Annotated in this window: 9 protein-coding genes and 3 pseudogenes; 3 read left to right on the top strand and 9 right to left on the bottom strand. The window is 66.8% G+C overall.

The window, feature by feature from the left end; all coding sequences use genetic code 11:
- Positions 1 to 4: 4 nt before the first annotated feature.
- Positions 5 to 542, bottom strand: a pseudogene (locus ACIRA5_RS35630) (hypothetical protein).
- A 151-nt stretch (positions 543 to 693) separates the two neighbouring features.
- Here ACIRA5_RS35630 and ACIRA5_RS35625 point away from each other — a divergent pair.
- Positions 694 to 1,385: pseudogene (locus ACIRA5_RS35625) on the top strand (IS5 family transposase); the annotation flags it as partial.
- Positions 1,386 to 2,213: 828 nt separating this feature from the next.
- On the opposite strand, the gene ACIRA5_RS35620 reads toward ACIRA5_RS35625, so the two are convergent.
- Complete coding sequence (locus tag ACIRA5_RS35620) at positions 2,214 to 2,717, bottom strand: hypothetical protein (protein WP_403698065.1); 504 nt, start codon at positions 2,715 to 2,717, stop codon at positions 2,214 to 2,216.
- Positions 2,718 to 2,913: 196 nt separating this feature from the next.
- Between ACIRA5_RS35620 and ACIRA5_RS35615 the strand changes: the two are divergent.
- Together ACIRA5_RS35615 and ACIRA5_RS35610 are read left to right on the top strand one after the other, a co-directional pair.
- Positions 2,914 to 3,009: pseudogene (locus tag ACIRA5_RS35615) on the top strand (IS5/IS1182 family transposase); the annotation flags it as partial.
- Positions 3,010 to 3,775: 766 nt separating this feature from the next.
- A complete protein-coding gene (locus ACIRA5_RS35610) occupies positions 3,776 to 4,588 on the top strand; it encodes a PaaX family transcriptional regulator C-terminal domain-containing protein (protein ID WP_403698063.1) in 813 nt (270 codons plus the stop codon).
- Between the two features lie 60 nt (positions 4,589 to 4,648).
- On the opposite strand, the gene ACIRA5_RS35605 is transcribed toward ACIRA5_RS35610, so the two are convergent.
- The 7 genes from ACIRA5_RS35605 to ACIRA5_RS35575 form a co-directional block, all read right to left on the bottom strand.
- Positions 4,649 to 5,371, bottom strand: a complete 723-nt coding sequence (locus tag ACIRA5_RS35605; RefSeq protein ID WP_403698061.1) for a maleylpyruvate isomerase family mycothiol-dependent enzyme — start codon at positions 5,369 to 5,371, stop codon at positions 4,649 to 4,651.
- A 7-nt stretch (positions 5,372 to 5,378) separates the two neighbouring features.
- On the bottom strand, positions 5,379 to 6,479 hold the full coding sequence (locus tag ACIRA5_RS35600; RefSeq protein ID WP_403698059.1) for a cupin domain-containing protein: 1,101 nt from the start codon (positions 6,477 to 6,479) through the stop codon (positions 5,379 to 5,381).
- A gap of 45 nt (positions 6,480 to 6,524) precedes the next feature.
- Positions 6,525 to 7,490 (bottom strand): VOC family protein, encoded by a 966-nt coding sequence (locus ACIRA5_RS35595; protein ID WP_403698058.1) that lies wholly within the window; start codon positions 7,488 to 7,490, stop codon positions 6,525 to 6,527.
- 10 nt (positions 7,491 to 7,500) lie between these two features.
- Complete coding sequence (locus ACIRA5_RS35590; protein ID WP_403698056.1) at positions 7,501 to 8,421, bottom strand: 3-keto-5-aminohexanoate cleavage protein; 921 nt, start codon at positions 8,419 to 8,421, stop codon at positions 7,501 to 7,503.
- 46 nt (positions 8,422 to 8,467) lie between these two features.
- Positions 8,468 to 9,322 (bottom strand): fumarylacetoacetate hydrolase family protein, encoded by an 855-nt coding sequence (locus ACIRA5_RS35585; protein ID WP_403698055.1) that lies wholly within the window; start codon positions 9,320 to 9,322, stop codon positions 8,468 to 8,470.
- A gap of 10 nt (positions 9,323 to 9,332) precedes the next feature.
- On the bottom strand, positions 9,333 to 11,126 hold the full coding sequence (locus ACIRA5_RS35580) for an FAD-dependent monooxygenase (protein WP_403698053.1): 1,794 nt from the start codon (positions 11,124 to 11,126) through the stop codon (positions 9,333 to 9,335).
- Positions 11,127 to 11,308: 182 nt separating this feature from the next.
- Positions 11,309 to 13,324: an acetate--CoA ligase family protein gene (locus ACIRA5_RS35575; RefSeq protein ID WP_403698051.1), complete on the bottom strand. Its 2,016-nt coding sequence runs from the start codon at positions 13,322 to 13,324 to the stop codon at positions 11,309 to 11,311.
- Between the last annotated feature and the right edge of the window lie 166 nt (positions 13,325 to 13,490).

The following is a 13,490-nucleotide window of genomic DNA, read 5'->3' as shown; positions in this document are numbered from 1 at the left end:
CTGCTCATGACCCGCCGACTGGCCCGGTTCACGCCCGCAGCCGACGTGAACCGATCCGGCACGGGCTCGGCCAGCCAGCCGCGCGCGACCAGGCGTTTCACCTTCGACCGCAGTGCCTCCACCCGCGCCGGCACCACTTCCATTCCGAACTCTGCGGCCATCTCCTGGCAGGTCAGTGGCCCTTGATGGAGCCTGGACCGGTCCGCGAGCGCCTTGAGGACGCGCTGGTAGTCCGCCGACAGCACCGACCAGGCCAGCCCCTGGCGCCACACCGGCACCTGCGATTTCGGCTTCGCCGCATCCTGGGACGCCGGTTTCGTGTCCGCGTCCTGCGGATCCGGGGTGATCTCCGTGTCCGCGGGGCTGCCGCCGTCAGGAGCCAGCACCCTATCGACCCGTCTTCGGGCGATCACCCATTCCTGCCATTCCTGCTCGGCCGCGACCAGCTCGGCCTGGATGCGGTCGGCCTCCTCACGCTGCCCGTCGACTCGACGACGGGCAGCCAGCACGTGCTGTTCCAGCAGTCCGACCACCGTCGGCACCCGCGACCTCCCGGAGAACGACAACCCGACAGGCCACCACTCCCACCGAATCACCGATCTCATGCCCGATCAGCGGAAACGCAGCGATCACTTCCGGAAAGACAACAGCTTCTTTAGAGGTCATCTCATTTGGCTGAGTAGGCTGTCGGCTGTGGTGGGGATCATTGAGCGGCTGGTGCCGGACGAGCTGTGGGAACTATTCCAGCCGGTCGCGCCGGAGGCGCCATCGCGGCCTCAGGGTGGCGGCCGGCGCCGGCAGGCGACCGTGAGGTGCTGGCGGCGATTGTGTTCGTGGCGACGTCGGGCTGCACGTGGCAGCAGCTGCCGAAGTCGTCGTTCGGACCGTCCGGAGCGGCAGCTCACCGACGGTTCACGGAATGGACGAAGGCTCGCGTGTGGGCCAAGCTGCACCGCCTGGTCCTCGACGAACTCGGAGCTCGCGGAGACCCGGACTGGTCTCACTGCGCGATCGATTCGGTGAACATGCGGGCCCTGAAAAAAGGGGAGTTGACGGGTCCGAATCCTGTCGAGCGGGGCAAGTACGGCTCGAAGATCCACCTGATCACCGAGCGGACCCGTCTACCCCTGTCTGCCGGCATCTCCGGTGCCAACGTCCACGACAGCCAGGCCCTGATCCCGCTCGTGAAGGGCATACCGCCGGTCCGATCCCGGCGAGGTCCCCGTCGGCGCAAGCCCGGCAAACTGCACGCCGACAAGGGTTACGACTACTCCCACCTGCGGCGATGGTTATCCCAGCGGGGTATCCGGCACCGCATAGCCCGCAAGGGAGTCGAGACCTCGCAGCGGCTCGGTCGGCACCGCTGGACCATCGAGCGCACGATGTGCGCCACGAGGCGCTCTGTTTGTATCCCCGGTTCAGCCGGGAGGGACTCGGAAGGAGGTTCCTGGGCCGGATGACTTACCTGGATCCGAAAGGTGAAGGGGACAACAACATGTCAGGAAACCAGTGACTGGGCTCAGTTGTCGGAGACGGTGTGCTGGGCGGCCCGCGCGATATGGCGAAGACTGGATTGTTTGAAGCCCAATCTCCAGCAGATGCAAGTTCTCATCCGCCGGAAGGACAGCTGAAACCGGCGCCGCACCCTGCACGGGGTTCGATCGTGCCCCCGTGCACCTCCGGGGTGCGGAGCGATGCCCAGCGAGGGCATTCAAGGAGATGAGTGGGACGCCTGTGTCGCGCTAGAACGTACAGACAGGGACGAACGTGGGATCGCCTACGGGGCGCGAGTCCTATGGCGACGGAGGCCCCGTAGTAGTCGCCGGAGTCACGACCGGCCAGGGAGGACAGGAAAACCGTCCACAGGGCAAAGGGGGCCAGGTGACTCGGACACATCAGACCCGGGAGGTATGCGAAATGCAGATCACCGAAACGGCGCTGTGTGTCCTGCGCGAGCAGCCTGAATCACTCACGCCGTAGTCACTGGAGAGCCGGATGACCGGGAAACCGTCATGTCCGGTTCGGCGGGAGGCCGCGCGTAACAGGACCTGCCACGGCAGGCACCTCGCCGCGCGGCCGACCCAACGGCCTGGCTCGCTGGATGCCGTCGTCTCCATCGTCGCTACGAGCGCAAGGCTGAGCACTTCCTCGCCGTCACGAGCCTCGCATGCACCCTGATCTGCTACCGCAGGCTTGCCAAATGAGATGACTGCTTAGTCATCGACACTGACGGACAAGGACGGCAGCTTAAGCATTTCCTGGGTTTTGGTGTTGAAGACCCAAGCCTTGGCGAAGACTTCCTCGTCTCCGATCTCGGTGTTGATCGCTGCTCTGTTCATAGTGAACGTCTGCGTCACGTTATGGTCTTGCACTCGTGGTTTGAGGGCGACCGCCTTCCCGCCGCCTTGCGCGAGGAGGTCATTCTGGGAGTCGTCTAGCTCCCATATGTCTGCCCAAGTCTGGTATGTGGTTTGATCCTCAATATTCTTTGCGGTGTAGTGGATCTTCCATGAGGCCGTCAGTATGAACACGCGACCGTCCCACCGCACGGTGAGCCTTGTACGGCTGAGTGTTGCCGCGGGGAGCACCAAGTCGGGCGCGACCCCAGCAGCGGTTCCTTGGGCGGTACGCGGCGTTGTGGCTGCCGATGCCGCGGGAACACTCCCGATCAACGTCAGTATTGCCGCCGTAGCTACAAACGTCTTTCGGACGCGCATGATGACCTACCTCGGCAAACTCTAGCCCAGCGGTATATGGATACGCCGCGCTTTCAAAAAACAAGGTCGCACCACTTGCTCCCTCGACCCGCTAGAAGTCCACACAAATCCAGGCTAGAGCGATGCGTCTAGATGCGCGACTGGTGCATGCTGACGCTAGGCGACGGGCGCTGAAAACCTCCGGGAAGCCGGACTGCGACTCCACCGCCGCTACGAGCGCAAAGCCGACCATTTCCGCGCCTTCACCAGCATCGCCTGCACCCTCATCTGCTACCGCAGACTCACCAAATGAGATGACGTCTTAGCCTTTGCCGCGAGGGGTCACGAGCGCTCCTCACCGGGCCGAACTGCCCGATGCCGTCGCGCAAGTCAGTGAGGAGTTGAGCACCGCCTCGCTACGGTCCAGAGCGGTGAAGAGGTCTCGATACAGCTCATCCGGCAATGCCCCCGCAACGAGTGCACAGGCCCGAACCAAGTCCTTGCAGCCTTGTGTCTGCCTGCCCGTGGCGAGCGCGAGGAACAGAGGGTGGGCCAGGAAGCCGTCCCCATCCTCTACGCTCCCGCAGGCCTCGACCAGTAAGAGACCTTCGTTATCTGCAACCCGTCGGAGCGCGCAGCATGACGCCGAATCCTCCTTCGAGAATCGCTCGATTCTTGGTCCGCGTCGACATTTCGCCTCATTTTCTGGGGGCCGCTCCACAGGCCGCCCCGATTTCGGGGACAAGTTTCGTGGAACGGGGGCGCCGCCGAAGCGCCGCGGGCTGCCTGGCCTTCGTCGCTCGCTCTCCGGAGCCGCACGGGGTTCCCGGCCGAGCACGTGCCCGCCCGCGCGCCGGCAGCGCATCGAGCCGCGAGTTCCACAACTGGATCTGCTCGAGCGCGGCAACATCACGGATACGTCGCCCCCTGCGATCATCGCCGGTCGTCCTCCACGCACGCGCAGAGGACGCACCTGCCGTCATAGGCCCAATCATTCGCGGCGCGATGCGGTCCATCGTCGCCTACACGCAGGCGACAGATTACATTCAGGACAAGGCTGGATGATAGAATCTCGGCTCATGCCAGACATTAAGCCCCGCGCACTCATCATTGATCTGCTCGGCGATTATGTTCGCCACCGTGGCAGCGAGATCCGCCTCAAGGCACTGGTCGCTTTGGGTGGGGAATTCGGGATCGCCGGACCGGCGATGCGGGTGATGGTGGGGCGAATGCGCGAAGAAGGCTGGTTGACCGTCAGAAGAGAGGGCCGAGAATCCATATATGGCTTGACGGTGAAATGTCTGCGGACTCTTGACGAAGGGCGCCGGCGTATCTTCAGGCAAGGGCCCCCATCCTGGACGGGCAGTTGGTCGATGGTCATCTACACGGTCCCCGAAGGGGATCGGCCGACTCGGGAACAACTTCGCAAGGACCTGTCGTGGCTCGGTTTCGGCCCTCTGGCACCGGCTACCTGGGTCTCGCCGCATCCGCGCCTGGACGACGTCGCCAACATCGGTGCCGCGCTGCCGAACGCGCGGCTCGATCTGCTGAGCATGGCTGCTCCCGACCTCGCGACCGACCGCTCTATCGCAGCACGCTGCTGGGACCTTGAAACCCTGAACCGGGACTATGAGGCCTTCATCCGGGACTTGCGGCAAACCATTCCGGAATACCGGTTGGGCCACATCGATCCGACGACGGCCTTCATCTCGAGAATCAGGCTTGTGCACGCTTATCGCCAGTTCCCGTACCGTGATCCTGACCTGCCTCGGGAACTGCAGCCCGCAGGTTGGCTCGGAGACAACGCCCGTGCCCTCTTCAACGAGGCGCACGAATTGCTGGAGGAGAAGGCGTGGACGCACTACGAAGCCGTGGTGTCGGCCATCGAATAGCCGCTCGTTGGGAGTGGTCCGGGAATCTGACCATCGATCCCCGGACCATCCGTAGCCCGATCACAGCCAGGTCGGAAGCGGCGGGGCGTTGACCGGATATCCGTTCCGGGCCTCAAGCCGCATGGGAGGCCGACCGATGAGCCAGCTCAGGATCTGCGCGGCCGTACCCTCTACCCGGTAGCGATCGGCGTCGTCATCCGCGATCGACCACGTTCTTTCCCGATCGGACGGAATCAGGAGTACCGCGGGGGGTTCCCTCCGTCTGTTGAAGTTCGCGACGGCATCGTCGAGCAGCGCGTCGACCAATGGGCGGTGGAGTTTTTCCAGCGCGAACCCAACGTTCAGATCGAACGAATGAATGAACGATTCGCGGGTTCGCAACCACGGTATTTCCGCGGCACGTACCTCACGCCCCTGCGCGGTGCGCACGAGGGCGTCCCACTGCGGCCCGCGAAGCGTGTACACGGCTTCCGACAGCCGATGGATCGCGTCGCGGCATGCGCTGATAAGCCAAACATCTTCTTTCTCCGCGTCTTTCATGATCTGTTCTTGGCGTGCGCCCGGGCTCGCGTACATCGCGCGCGGCTCGCCCGTGCGGGCCCAGTGGACCAAGTTGCCAAGGGCATCCGCATTCCCGATGAGGTGGGCGACTACGTGGCGCCTACGCCATCCGCTGAGCCTGCTCGGCGCGTCCAGGTCCAGCGAAGCATCCATCAGGGCCCGCATGAGCGCGCTTTCACCCTCGGCGAACCATACGAGCCGGTTTCTCAGGGTTGCGTCCATCGCCTGGTCAGGTCCGCGGTTGCAGGTCGGTGCGGGCGAGCCCCAGCGCCTCGTACACGGGCTCGTCCGAGAATCGGAACGCGTCGAACGAGGACGTGGCCTCGATGGTGAACGGAACCCATGAAGGCACGGCGAACAGATCGCCTCGCGTGACGACTTCACGCCTGTCGCCGAGGGTCACCGTGCCCTCGCCGTCGAACACCTGCCATACCGACGAACCCACTGTCCGGCTGGTCCGGGTGACGGTGCCGGCCCGGAGCCGGTGAAACTCCGTTCGAATGGTCCGCAGCGCGTCCGCGCCCGATGCGGGATCCGTGTATCGGACCGCGGCGTGCCCTGGCTCGACCGTGACCGGATGTCCGGCAAGCTCCAGTTCGAGCTGCTCGCTCAAAGCCCTGTCCGTGTGGATCCAGCGGTACGCCGCCAACGTCGACCGGGTTTCCGCGCGCGCACCGATCGGTGTGAGGCCCGGGTGACCCCACAGCATCTCGTTCCGCGACCGTGCCGGTGTCGCGTGGGTGCTCATCTCGTCGGGGCCGAATTCGAAGAATCCCGCGTCGAGTTGTTTCACCAACGGGATGTCGAGGCCGTCGATCCAGGCCATGGGTTGGCCGGTGCTGTTGTGGTGTTCGTGGAAGTGCCAGCTCGGCGTCAGCAGGAGGTCGCCCCGACACATCGCGATCGCGTCGCCCTCGACGTTGGTCCACACCCCCTCACCCTCGATCACGAACCGGAAAGCGGTCTGGGTATGCCGATGGGAGGGGGCCTCCTCCCAGGGTCCCAGGTATTGGATGGCGGCCCACAGCGTCGGCGTCGCATACGGCTCGTCCGGGATGGCGGGGTTTCGCAGGGCGATCGCGCGCCGCTCACCCCCGCGGCCGACCGGCACGAGCTCGCCCGCACGCTGTGCCAAGGGATACAGGGTCGACCAACGCCATACGGCCGGGACGGCGGCGGGTTCCGGACGCATCGGCATCAGTCCCTCCCGCTGCGTCCACAGCGGCGTCAGGGAGGCTGACTCGAAGTCCGCATACAGAGACCTGAGTAGTTGCGCCTCTTTCTCCGAGCTCGCCGTCGTCTCGAAGTCTGTCTGTGCCTCGTTCGGCATGACTTCCCCTCATCAGTACGTGGGCGTGAACGCGGCAGGTCGCGGTCAGCCGGTGTGAACGGAAGCGAGCATTTCGGCGACGTCCGAGGGCTCGATGAAGTCGGACGGCGGCGGCGGCCCCCAGTTGTACAGGCCCTTCGGGCCGGTGAAGACCTCCGGCCGCCACACCGCGTCATCGACGATGCAATCCATGTCGGAGTAGTACTCGGAGAAGTTGCCGGCCGGGTCGCGCAGGTACCAGAAGAAGTTCGATCCGATGTGGTGCCTGCCGAGTCCCCATGCGTGCCGAGACGGATCCTTGGTCAACATCTCGGTCGCGCCCCGGCCGACCTCATCGACATCGTCGACCTGCCACGCGGTGTGGTGCAGGAAGTCGATCGGGGCGCTCTGCACCAGGACGTTGTGGTGGTCCGAGCTGCAGCGCATGAAGGACGCCAGGCCCGGGACCTCGTCGCTGACCTTGAAGCCCAGCCCCTCGAGGAAGAAGTCGCGGGTCAGCTCCCGGTTCGTCGAACCGATGACCACGTGGCCGAGCTTGCGCGGGCGCACCCTGCCCTCCCGCGCCAACGCGGGGGCGCGGTGATCCACCCGGTCCTCGCGGCCCGGACCGTTCGTGACCGGCCAGGGTGTCGGGGTCTGGTCGATCCGCCCGGCCACGGACACCTCGACGCAGATGTTCGCGCCCGGCTCGGACGTGCGCAGGGTGTCCCCGGAGAGCTCGTGCTCGTGGTCGCGCCGTCGCAAGGACTCGCTGATCCGCGCCAGGTCGTCCTCGTCGTCGGCGGCCACGCCCAGACCGACCAGCCGGCGCCGGGGCGAGTGGACCAGGGTCAGTTGCTGACCGCCGTCGTGGGTGGCGAACCTGATGCCGTCCGTGGGGATGACAGAAGGCAGTTCGATGTCCGTGCCGCTCTCATCGACCGGGCGCAGCCCGAAGTCGTCGTAGTACCGGGCGGTCCGATCGACGTTCGGAACGCCGATCGTCAGGCCCGTCAGCCTGTGCAGTGACATGCGATTCTCCTCAACGAGCGGTTCCGCTGCCGGCTGCGGCAGACGTCGCGTTACGAGCCAGGCCCAGGATTTCCCGGGCCTCCTCGGCGGTCGCGGGCTCGAGGCCGAGTTCGGTGACGATGCGGACGGCGCGGGCCACGAGCTCCTCGTTCGTGGCCAGCCGGCCGCGGCTGTAGTACAGGTTGTCCTCGAGACCGACCCGGATGTGGCCGCCCAGCAGCAGCGCGTGCGTGGTCGCGGGCAGCTGCGCCGGCCCGATGGCGGAGACGCAGAACTCGGACCCCGGCGGCAAGCAGTCGACCATCATCTCCAGGAACTTCGGCGTGTACGGGAGCGCACCCTGGAACGCCTTGTCCATCCCCAGCACGATGTTGAAGAAGTAGGGGGCACTGTCGTATCCGGCGTTGATCAGCCGAGTGCAGTCCTGCACGATGTGGCAGGGAGACATCACCTCCCATTCGGGCTTCAAGCCCCGTTCCTTCAGCCGCGCGACGAGCTGCTCGGATCGCTGCGGTGACGTGTTGACCAGAATCTCCTGGCCGTTGAACTGCGCGAACTGCGTCTCACAATCTGCCGTGGCCATGTCGGCGCCGGCGTCGGCTCCCCGCAGCCGCTCGTCGAAGTCGAGCTCCACCAGGCCGTTTCCGACCTCCTTCAACATGTCGCCGGTGATCCCGCCGCCGGTCGAGTTGTTGACGATGATGTCGCACCGCTCGCGGATCAAGCGGTTCGTCTCTGCGTAGATCTCGGGGTCGCAGGTCGCCAGGTCGTCCGGGCGTCGCGCGTGGACCGCGACCATGCTCGCGCCGAGTTCGGCGCAGCGCGCCACGGTCTCGGCTATCTCGAGCGGCTGTGTCGGCAGATTCGGGTTCTGCGCCTTCTGCGCCATGCCCCCGGTGGGCGCGACACAGATGATGACCTTGCGGCTCATGACTCGTCCTCACTTCCATATTCCGCCGGACTCGGACTCGGGTACGTCACTTGACTCGCACCGTGTTGCGCAGCGACCCGAGGCCGGTGATCGTGACCTCGACCACGTCACCGTCCTGCAGATATCCCTTGGGGTTCATGGCCTCGCCGACCCCGCCCGGGGTGCCGGTCGCGATCAGGTCGCCCGGGTAGAGCTCGACGATCGTCGAGAGGTCACTCACCAGGCGTGCGACGTCGAACACGAGGTCGCTGGTCTCGGCGCGCTGCCGCACGTCGCCGTTCACGGTCACCGTGAGCTCGTGGTCGGATCCCTCGAAGTCGTCGCGCGTCACCAGGGTCGGGCCCCACGGGCTGGCGTCCTGCCACGACTTGCCCGCGAACCATTGCATGCTCCGCGTCTGGTAGTCACGCATCGTCACGTCGTTGAAGACCGAGTATCCGGCGACCGCGTCGAGCGCCTCGGACTCGGGGATGTCGCGGCCCCCACCTCCTATGACGACACACAGCTCGCCCTCGTAGTCCAGCCGCTCGCTCGCGATGGTCGGCACGACGACATCCGCGTACGGCGCCGTCAGCGCGCGCGGCAGCTTGTCGAAGATGGTGGGCGCCGGCGGCAGGTCCCGTCCCATTTCGAGGATGTGCGAACGGTAGTTGAGGCCGACGCAGAAGACCGCGCCCGGCTCCAGCACCGGGGCGAGCAACTCGGCGTCCTTGAAGCTGATCTCCTCACCGGGCCCGGCGGCCAGCTCGTCGAGGCCGCCGTCCAGCGCGCCGGAGCGGATCACCGCGCCGACATCGGCGAAGGCCGGGTTGCTCCGGCTTCCCAGTACCCGCGCCGTACCGTCCCCGAGGACGATCGCGGCGGCGGTGGTGTCTCCGATGGAGAGAGTGGCAAGTCGCATCAGGTGTCTCCTAGATGTCGCGAGAGAGAATTGCGGACAGTGCGTGCATCAGTTGTCCGGCCGGATCGGTCACGCCGCGGCCGAGCCACGCCACGTGACGATCCGGACGGGTCAGGACGGCGTCGGACCCGGTGGGGCCACCCGCCTGGTTCCATGCGCCGGACGCGTCGATCCAACGCGCCGCGGAGCCGGCGGGTCCGATGCTGTGAACCTGGAGAGCCCGTGCGTCCAGGGCGAGTTCGCGTGTCGCGTGTGCCGCCGCGTCCGTCCACTGCGGTACGGCGTCGGGACCGACGAACAGGGTGAAGTGGGAGCCGCCGGCGAGGTCGAGGGTCGACACGTCCGTGCCGGTGTCCCGGTCCTGCAGCCACGCGTGCGAGACGCAGGCACCCGTCCGGATGGTGGAGTCGAACACGGCTGTCGTGTCGTGTCCGCTGTCGGTTGCCTCGCCGAGCACGGCCCGGCCGCCGTAGCGGTACCCGAGCTCGACGTCCTGGCCCACGAACTCCCGGGAGGCCGCCGCGATCGCCTGGTCGACGTCCTGCCGGCGCTTGATGCCCCCCTCGGTGTCGGAGAAGAGTTCCTCCAGCGCCGCCCAGCCGCCCTGCGAGTTCTCGGCGCTCGAGACGCCCAACGCCTGGTCGATTCCGATGTGCGCGCGCCAGTTGCTGAGCGCCCGGTCCACCACGGCGGCACCGACGGGATGCCGTTCCTGCTCGTAGGTGTCGAGCAGCTCGGGACCCGCGCCGCCGCGCAGCACGAGAGCCAGCTTCCACACGAGGTTGTGGACGTCCCCGACAGCGGTGTTCAGGCCGAGCCCGCCGTTCGGCGGATGCCGATGGGCGGAGTCGCCGACGAAGAAGACCCGACCGGAGCTGTACCGGTCCGCCAGGACGCCTTCGAACGACCACCGGCTGATGGAATGGATCAGGGGCTGGAAATCCGGCAGTCCGAGCATCTCGCGCATGCGCTGGATCATGAGCTCGTCGTCGAACTGGTCGGGGTCGCCGCTGTGCAGCGCCGAGTGGTACTGCCACTCCGGCGACTTCGCGCCCCAGGCGTCCGGACCCATCGGGAGGAGTACGCCGCTGCCGAGCGAGCCCTCGCCGTCCGGATTCGTCGAGAAGGAGATGACCACCGACTCGTCCGACCAGTAGGACGAGAGATCCGCACTGAAGTGGGTGCTCACCATGTCCAGCAGATCGCGCTCGCCCTCCATCAGGATTCCGGACGCCGGCCCGAGGAAGCGGCCGCCGTCGGCGGCGATCACATACCGCGCCTCGACCTCGATGTTCTGATCCCGCTGCCGGTCGAGAACCGTGGCGTGAGCACCGTCCGACGTCTGGTCGAATGCCGTCAATTCATGATCGAACAGGATCTTCGCGCGATCGGACGACTCGGCACGGCGGCGCAGGACCGGCTCCAGACGCAACTGGGGCAGGTTCGTGGCCCGGCACGAGCTGCGCGCGGCGTACTCGTCGCCGCCCGACCACGCGTCGACCCGGCCTATCACCTTGCCGTGCAGCGCGGTGGGGCCCGTCAGCGAGGTCATCCACGCGATGTGCGACATGTTCGCCGCGGGAGCCCCGAGCGCGTAGATCTCGTCGGCGACGCCGAGGCCCCGGTAGATCTCCATCGATCTCTGGTTGATGATGTGGGCCTTGGGCAACAGGGCCGTCCGGTCGTGCCTCTCGACCAGGACGTGCTCCACGCCGGCCTGGCTGAGCAGCAGCGAAGCCGTCAGGCCGGACACCCCGCCCCCGACGATCAGTACGTCGGTCGTGGTCTTCGGACGACTTGTCATCTCAGGCACTCCTCCTGGGGGCGGCCGTCACGCGGGTGCCGACCGTCAAGAACGGCGTCCGCCATGCGAAGCGGCAAGGTCTTGCCACGTCGTCCCTCGTTTCCAGCGACGTGATCCGGTCCATGAATCCCAATCCCACGGTCACCCCTGGTGCTGCGAACGGTCGATGTTGGACATGTGTGTCAGCCCACGACAATGGAGAGCGCGGCATCTACGGCGACGACAGAACCGTCCTGACCCACCAGGACCGGATTGATCTCGATCGACGTGACGTCCGGGCTGCCCGCGAGGATGCGGCACAGGACCGTGCAGATCCGGGTGAGTCCGGCGATGTCCACCTGGGGCGCCCCGCGATAGCCCTGCACCAGCTGGGCGAGGGCCAGTTCGTCGATCATTCCGGCCACCGCGTCAGGACCGACGGGAGGCCTCCGCAGCGCAACGTCCGCGAGCAGCTCGGCGGTCACACCACCGGATCCGATCACCAGCGTCGGTCCGAACACGGGATCACGATGGGCCCCGACGAGCAGTTCGGCCGACGACGGAACCATCGCTTCGACCAGATGGCTGCTCGCCCCGATCCGTTCGAGGGACGCGACGGCCTGTTCCATCTCGCTCTCGGTGCGGACGTTCAGATGGACCCCGCCGGCGTCGGTCTTGTGATCGAGCACCGGTTCCAGCACCTTGACGACGACCGGAGCGCCGATCTTGCGCAGAGCGGCGTTCGCCTCGGCCCGGTTCACGCACACCTGGCTGTCCGGGACGGTGACCCCGGCCTCTTCCAGCACGGACTTGAGCTGCTGCTCGTTGAGGCGCTCCGTGATGACGAGGGGAGTCAGGGCCGGCGCGTCGTCCTTCGCGCGCCGCAGCCGGCCCAGCGCCCTCGCGTCGTCCCGCAGTGCGCGTACCGCCGCGACGGCCGACGCCGGCGAGTCCAGCACGGGAATCCCTTCGGCATGCAGGCGCCGGCGCGTCTCGTCGATCTGGTCGGCGAGCCCGCCGACGACGGCGACGACGGGTACCGCGTCGTGGTCGCTGTCCACCAGGCACTTCGCGAGGTCCACGGCATCGGGTTCGAGCAGCCCGTACACGGTGACCAGGTCGACGGACGGATCGGCGCCGACCGCATTCACCACCTCGGTGAACGTCTCACCCGGCCGTCCGGTGTCAACCGGGTTGAGTTGATAGGTGAGGGGCGGCAGCAGATTCGAGAGGGCGCTCGTCGTCCCCTCGCCGAGCGTGGGAATGTCGATGCCGGACGAGCGCAACCCGTCCGCGATCAGCAGTCCCGGTCCCGCCTGGGCCGTGACGAGGCCGACGCGCACGCCCGTCCCGGCTTCCGCCGGCAGGCGCGTCAGGGAGAGGGCGCTCACCGCGTCGATCAGCTGACGTTCGTCATCGACCAGGACGGCACCCGCCTGGCTCAGTGCCGCACGGGTCGTCCGCCACGACGTGGCGAGTGCCCCGGTGTGCGAGCGCGCGAAATCGCCGACGTCGGCCTGCCCTACGACCAGGGCGACCACCGGCACCCGCAGGGCGGCCCTGCTGACGGCCGCCAGGAGTGCCGGACCGTCGGGGATCGTCTCCACGTGCAGGGCGATGCACCGTACGGTGGGCGAGTCGGCAAGGTGGTCGACGACGTCCGCCGCGGTGACGTCGGCCGCGTTGCCCAGGCCAACGGCCAGCTCGACGCCGACGCCCGCGGATGACAGCGCGAAGGCCAGCGCGTGGTTCACTCCGCCGCTCGCGGCGACGAGACCGACCGTACCCGGCAGGATCTCCTCCGCCCCGCGAACGAAGCTCGCCGTCAGGGAACGGCCCGGGGCGATGAATCCCGACGTATTGGGCCCGAGGATGCGCATCCCCGTATCACCGGAGATCCGGGCGAGTTGCTCCTGCAGCTGGATTCCGGAGCCACCGACCTCCACGAAGCCCCCGGAGCAGACGACCGCGGCACGACAGCCCGTACGGGCCGCCTCCGCGAGGGCCCCGACGGTCGCCGAGGCGGGCAGGCAGGCGATCACGAGCTCGGGCGCGGAGCCCTTCGAACTCGCGGCCGCTTCGATGCTTGGGTAGAAGGCCGGATCGGAACCCGACAAGCGCGGGTTGATCAAGCTCAGTTCGCCGGTGAACGAGGCCAGCTGGCGCGCCATGGCCGCGCCGAGCTTGCCGGCGTGGCGCGATGCGCCCAGCACTGCCACCGAACGAGGTTCGAACAAGGAGTCAAGGTTTCTCACGCGACGACCTCTCCCATCAGCAAGAACGCAGAATGCGGTGCGAAAATCTGGCGGGCGCTGTTCAACATGCAACATTCTTTCGCATGGACGCTAACTGATATTGCACGTTGAAGGAAGAGACGTTTACAAC

The organism is Streptomyces sp. NPDC096311, from assembly GCF_044763085.1.
GTDB lineage: Bacteria > Actinomycetota > Actinomycetes > Streptomycetales > Streptomycetaceae > Streptomyces.
Note: the sequence above shows the minus strand (reverse complement) of the source record. Positions and strands in the feature narration are given on the sequence as shown.

Bases quoted from the DNA above. Each gene is read 5' to 3' on its own strand.
- ACIRA5_RS35620 (WP_403698065.1), bottom strand. From the start codon at position 2,717: ATGCGCGTCCGAAAGACGTTTGTAGCTACGGCGGCAATACTGACGTTG.
- ACIRA5_RS35610 (WP_403698063.1), top strand. From the start codon at position 3,776: ATGCCAGACATTAAGCCCCGCGCACTCATCATTGATCTGCTCGGCGAT.
- ACIRA5_RS35605 (WP_403698061.1), bottom strand. From the start codon at position 5,371: ATGGACGCAACCCTGAGAAACCGGCTCGTATGGTTCGCCGAGGGTGAA.
- ACIRA5_RS35600 (WP_403698059.1), bottom strand. From the start codon at position 6,479: ATGCCGAACGAGGCACAGACAGACTTCGAGACGACGGCGAGCTCGGAG.
- ACIRA5_RS35595 (WP_403698058.1), bottom strand. From the start codon at position 7,490: ATGTCACTGCACAGGCTGACGGGCCTGACGATCGGCGTTCCGAACGTC.
- ACIRA5_RS35590 (WP_403698056.1), bottom strand. From the start codon at position 8,421: ATGAGCCGCAAGGTCATCATCTGTGTCGCGCCCACCGGGGGCATGGCG.
- ACIRA5_RS35585 (WP_403698055.1), bottom strand. From the start codon at position 9,322: ATGCGACTTGCCACTCTCTCCATCGGAGACACCACCGCCGCCGCGATC.
- ACIRA5_RS35580 (WP_403698053.1), bottom strand. From the start codon at position 11,126: ATGACAAGTCGTCCGAAGACCACGACCGACGTACTGATCGTCGGGGGC.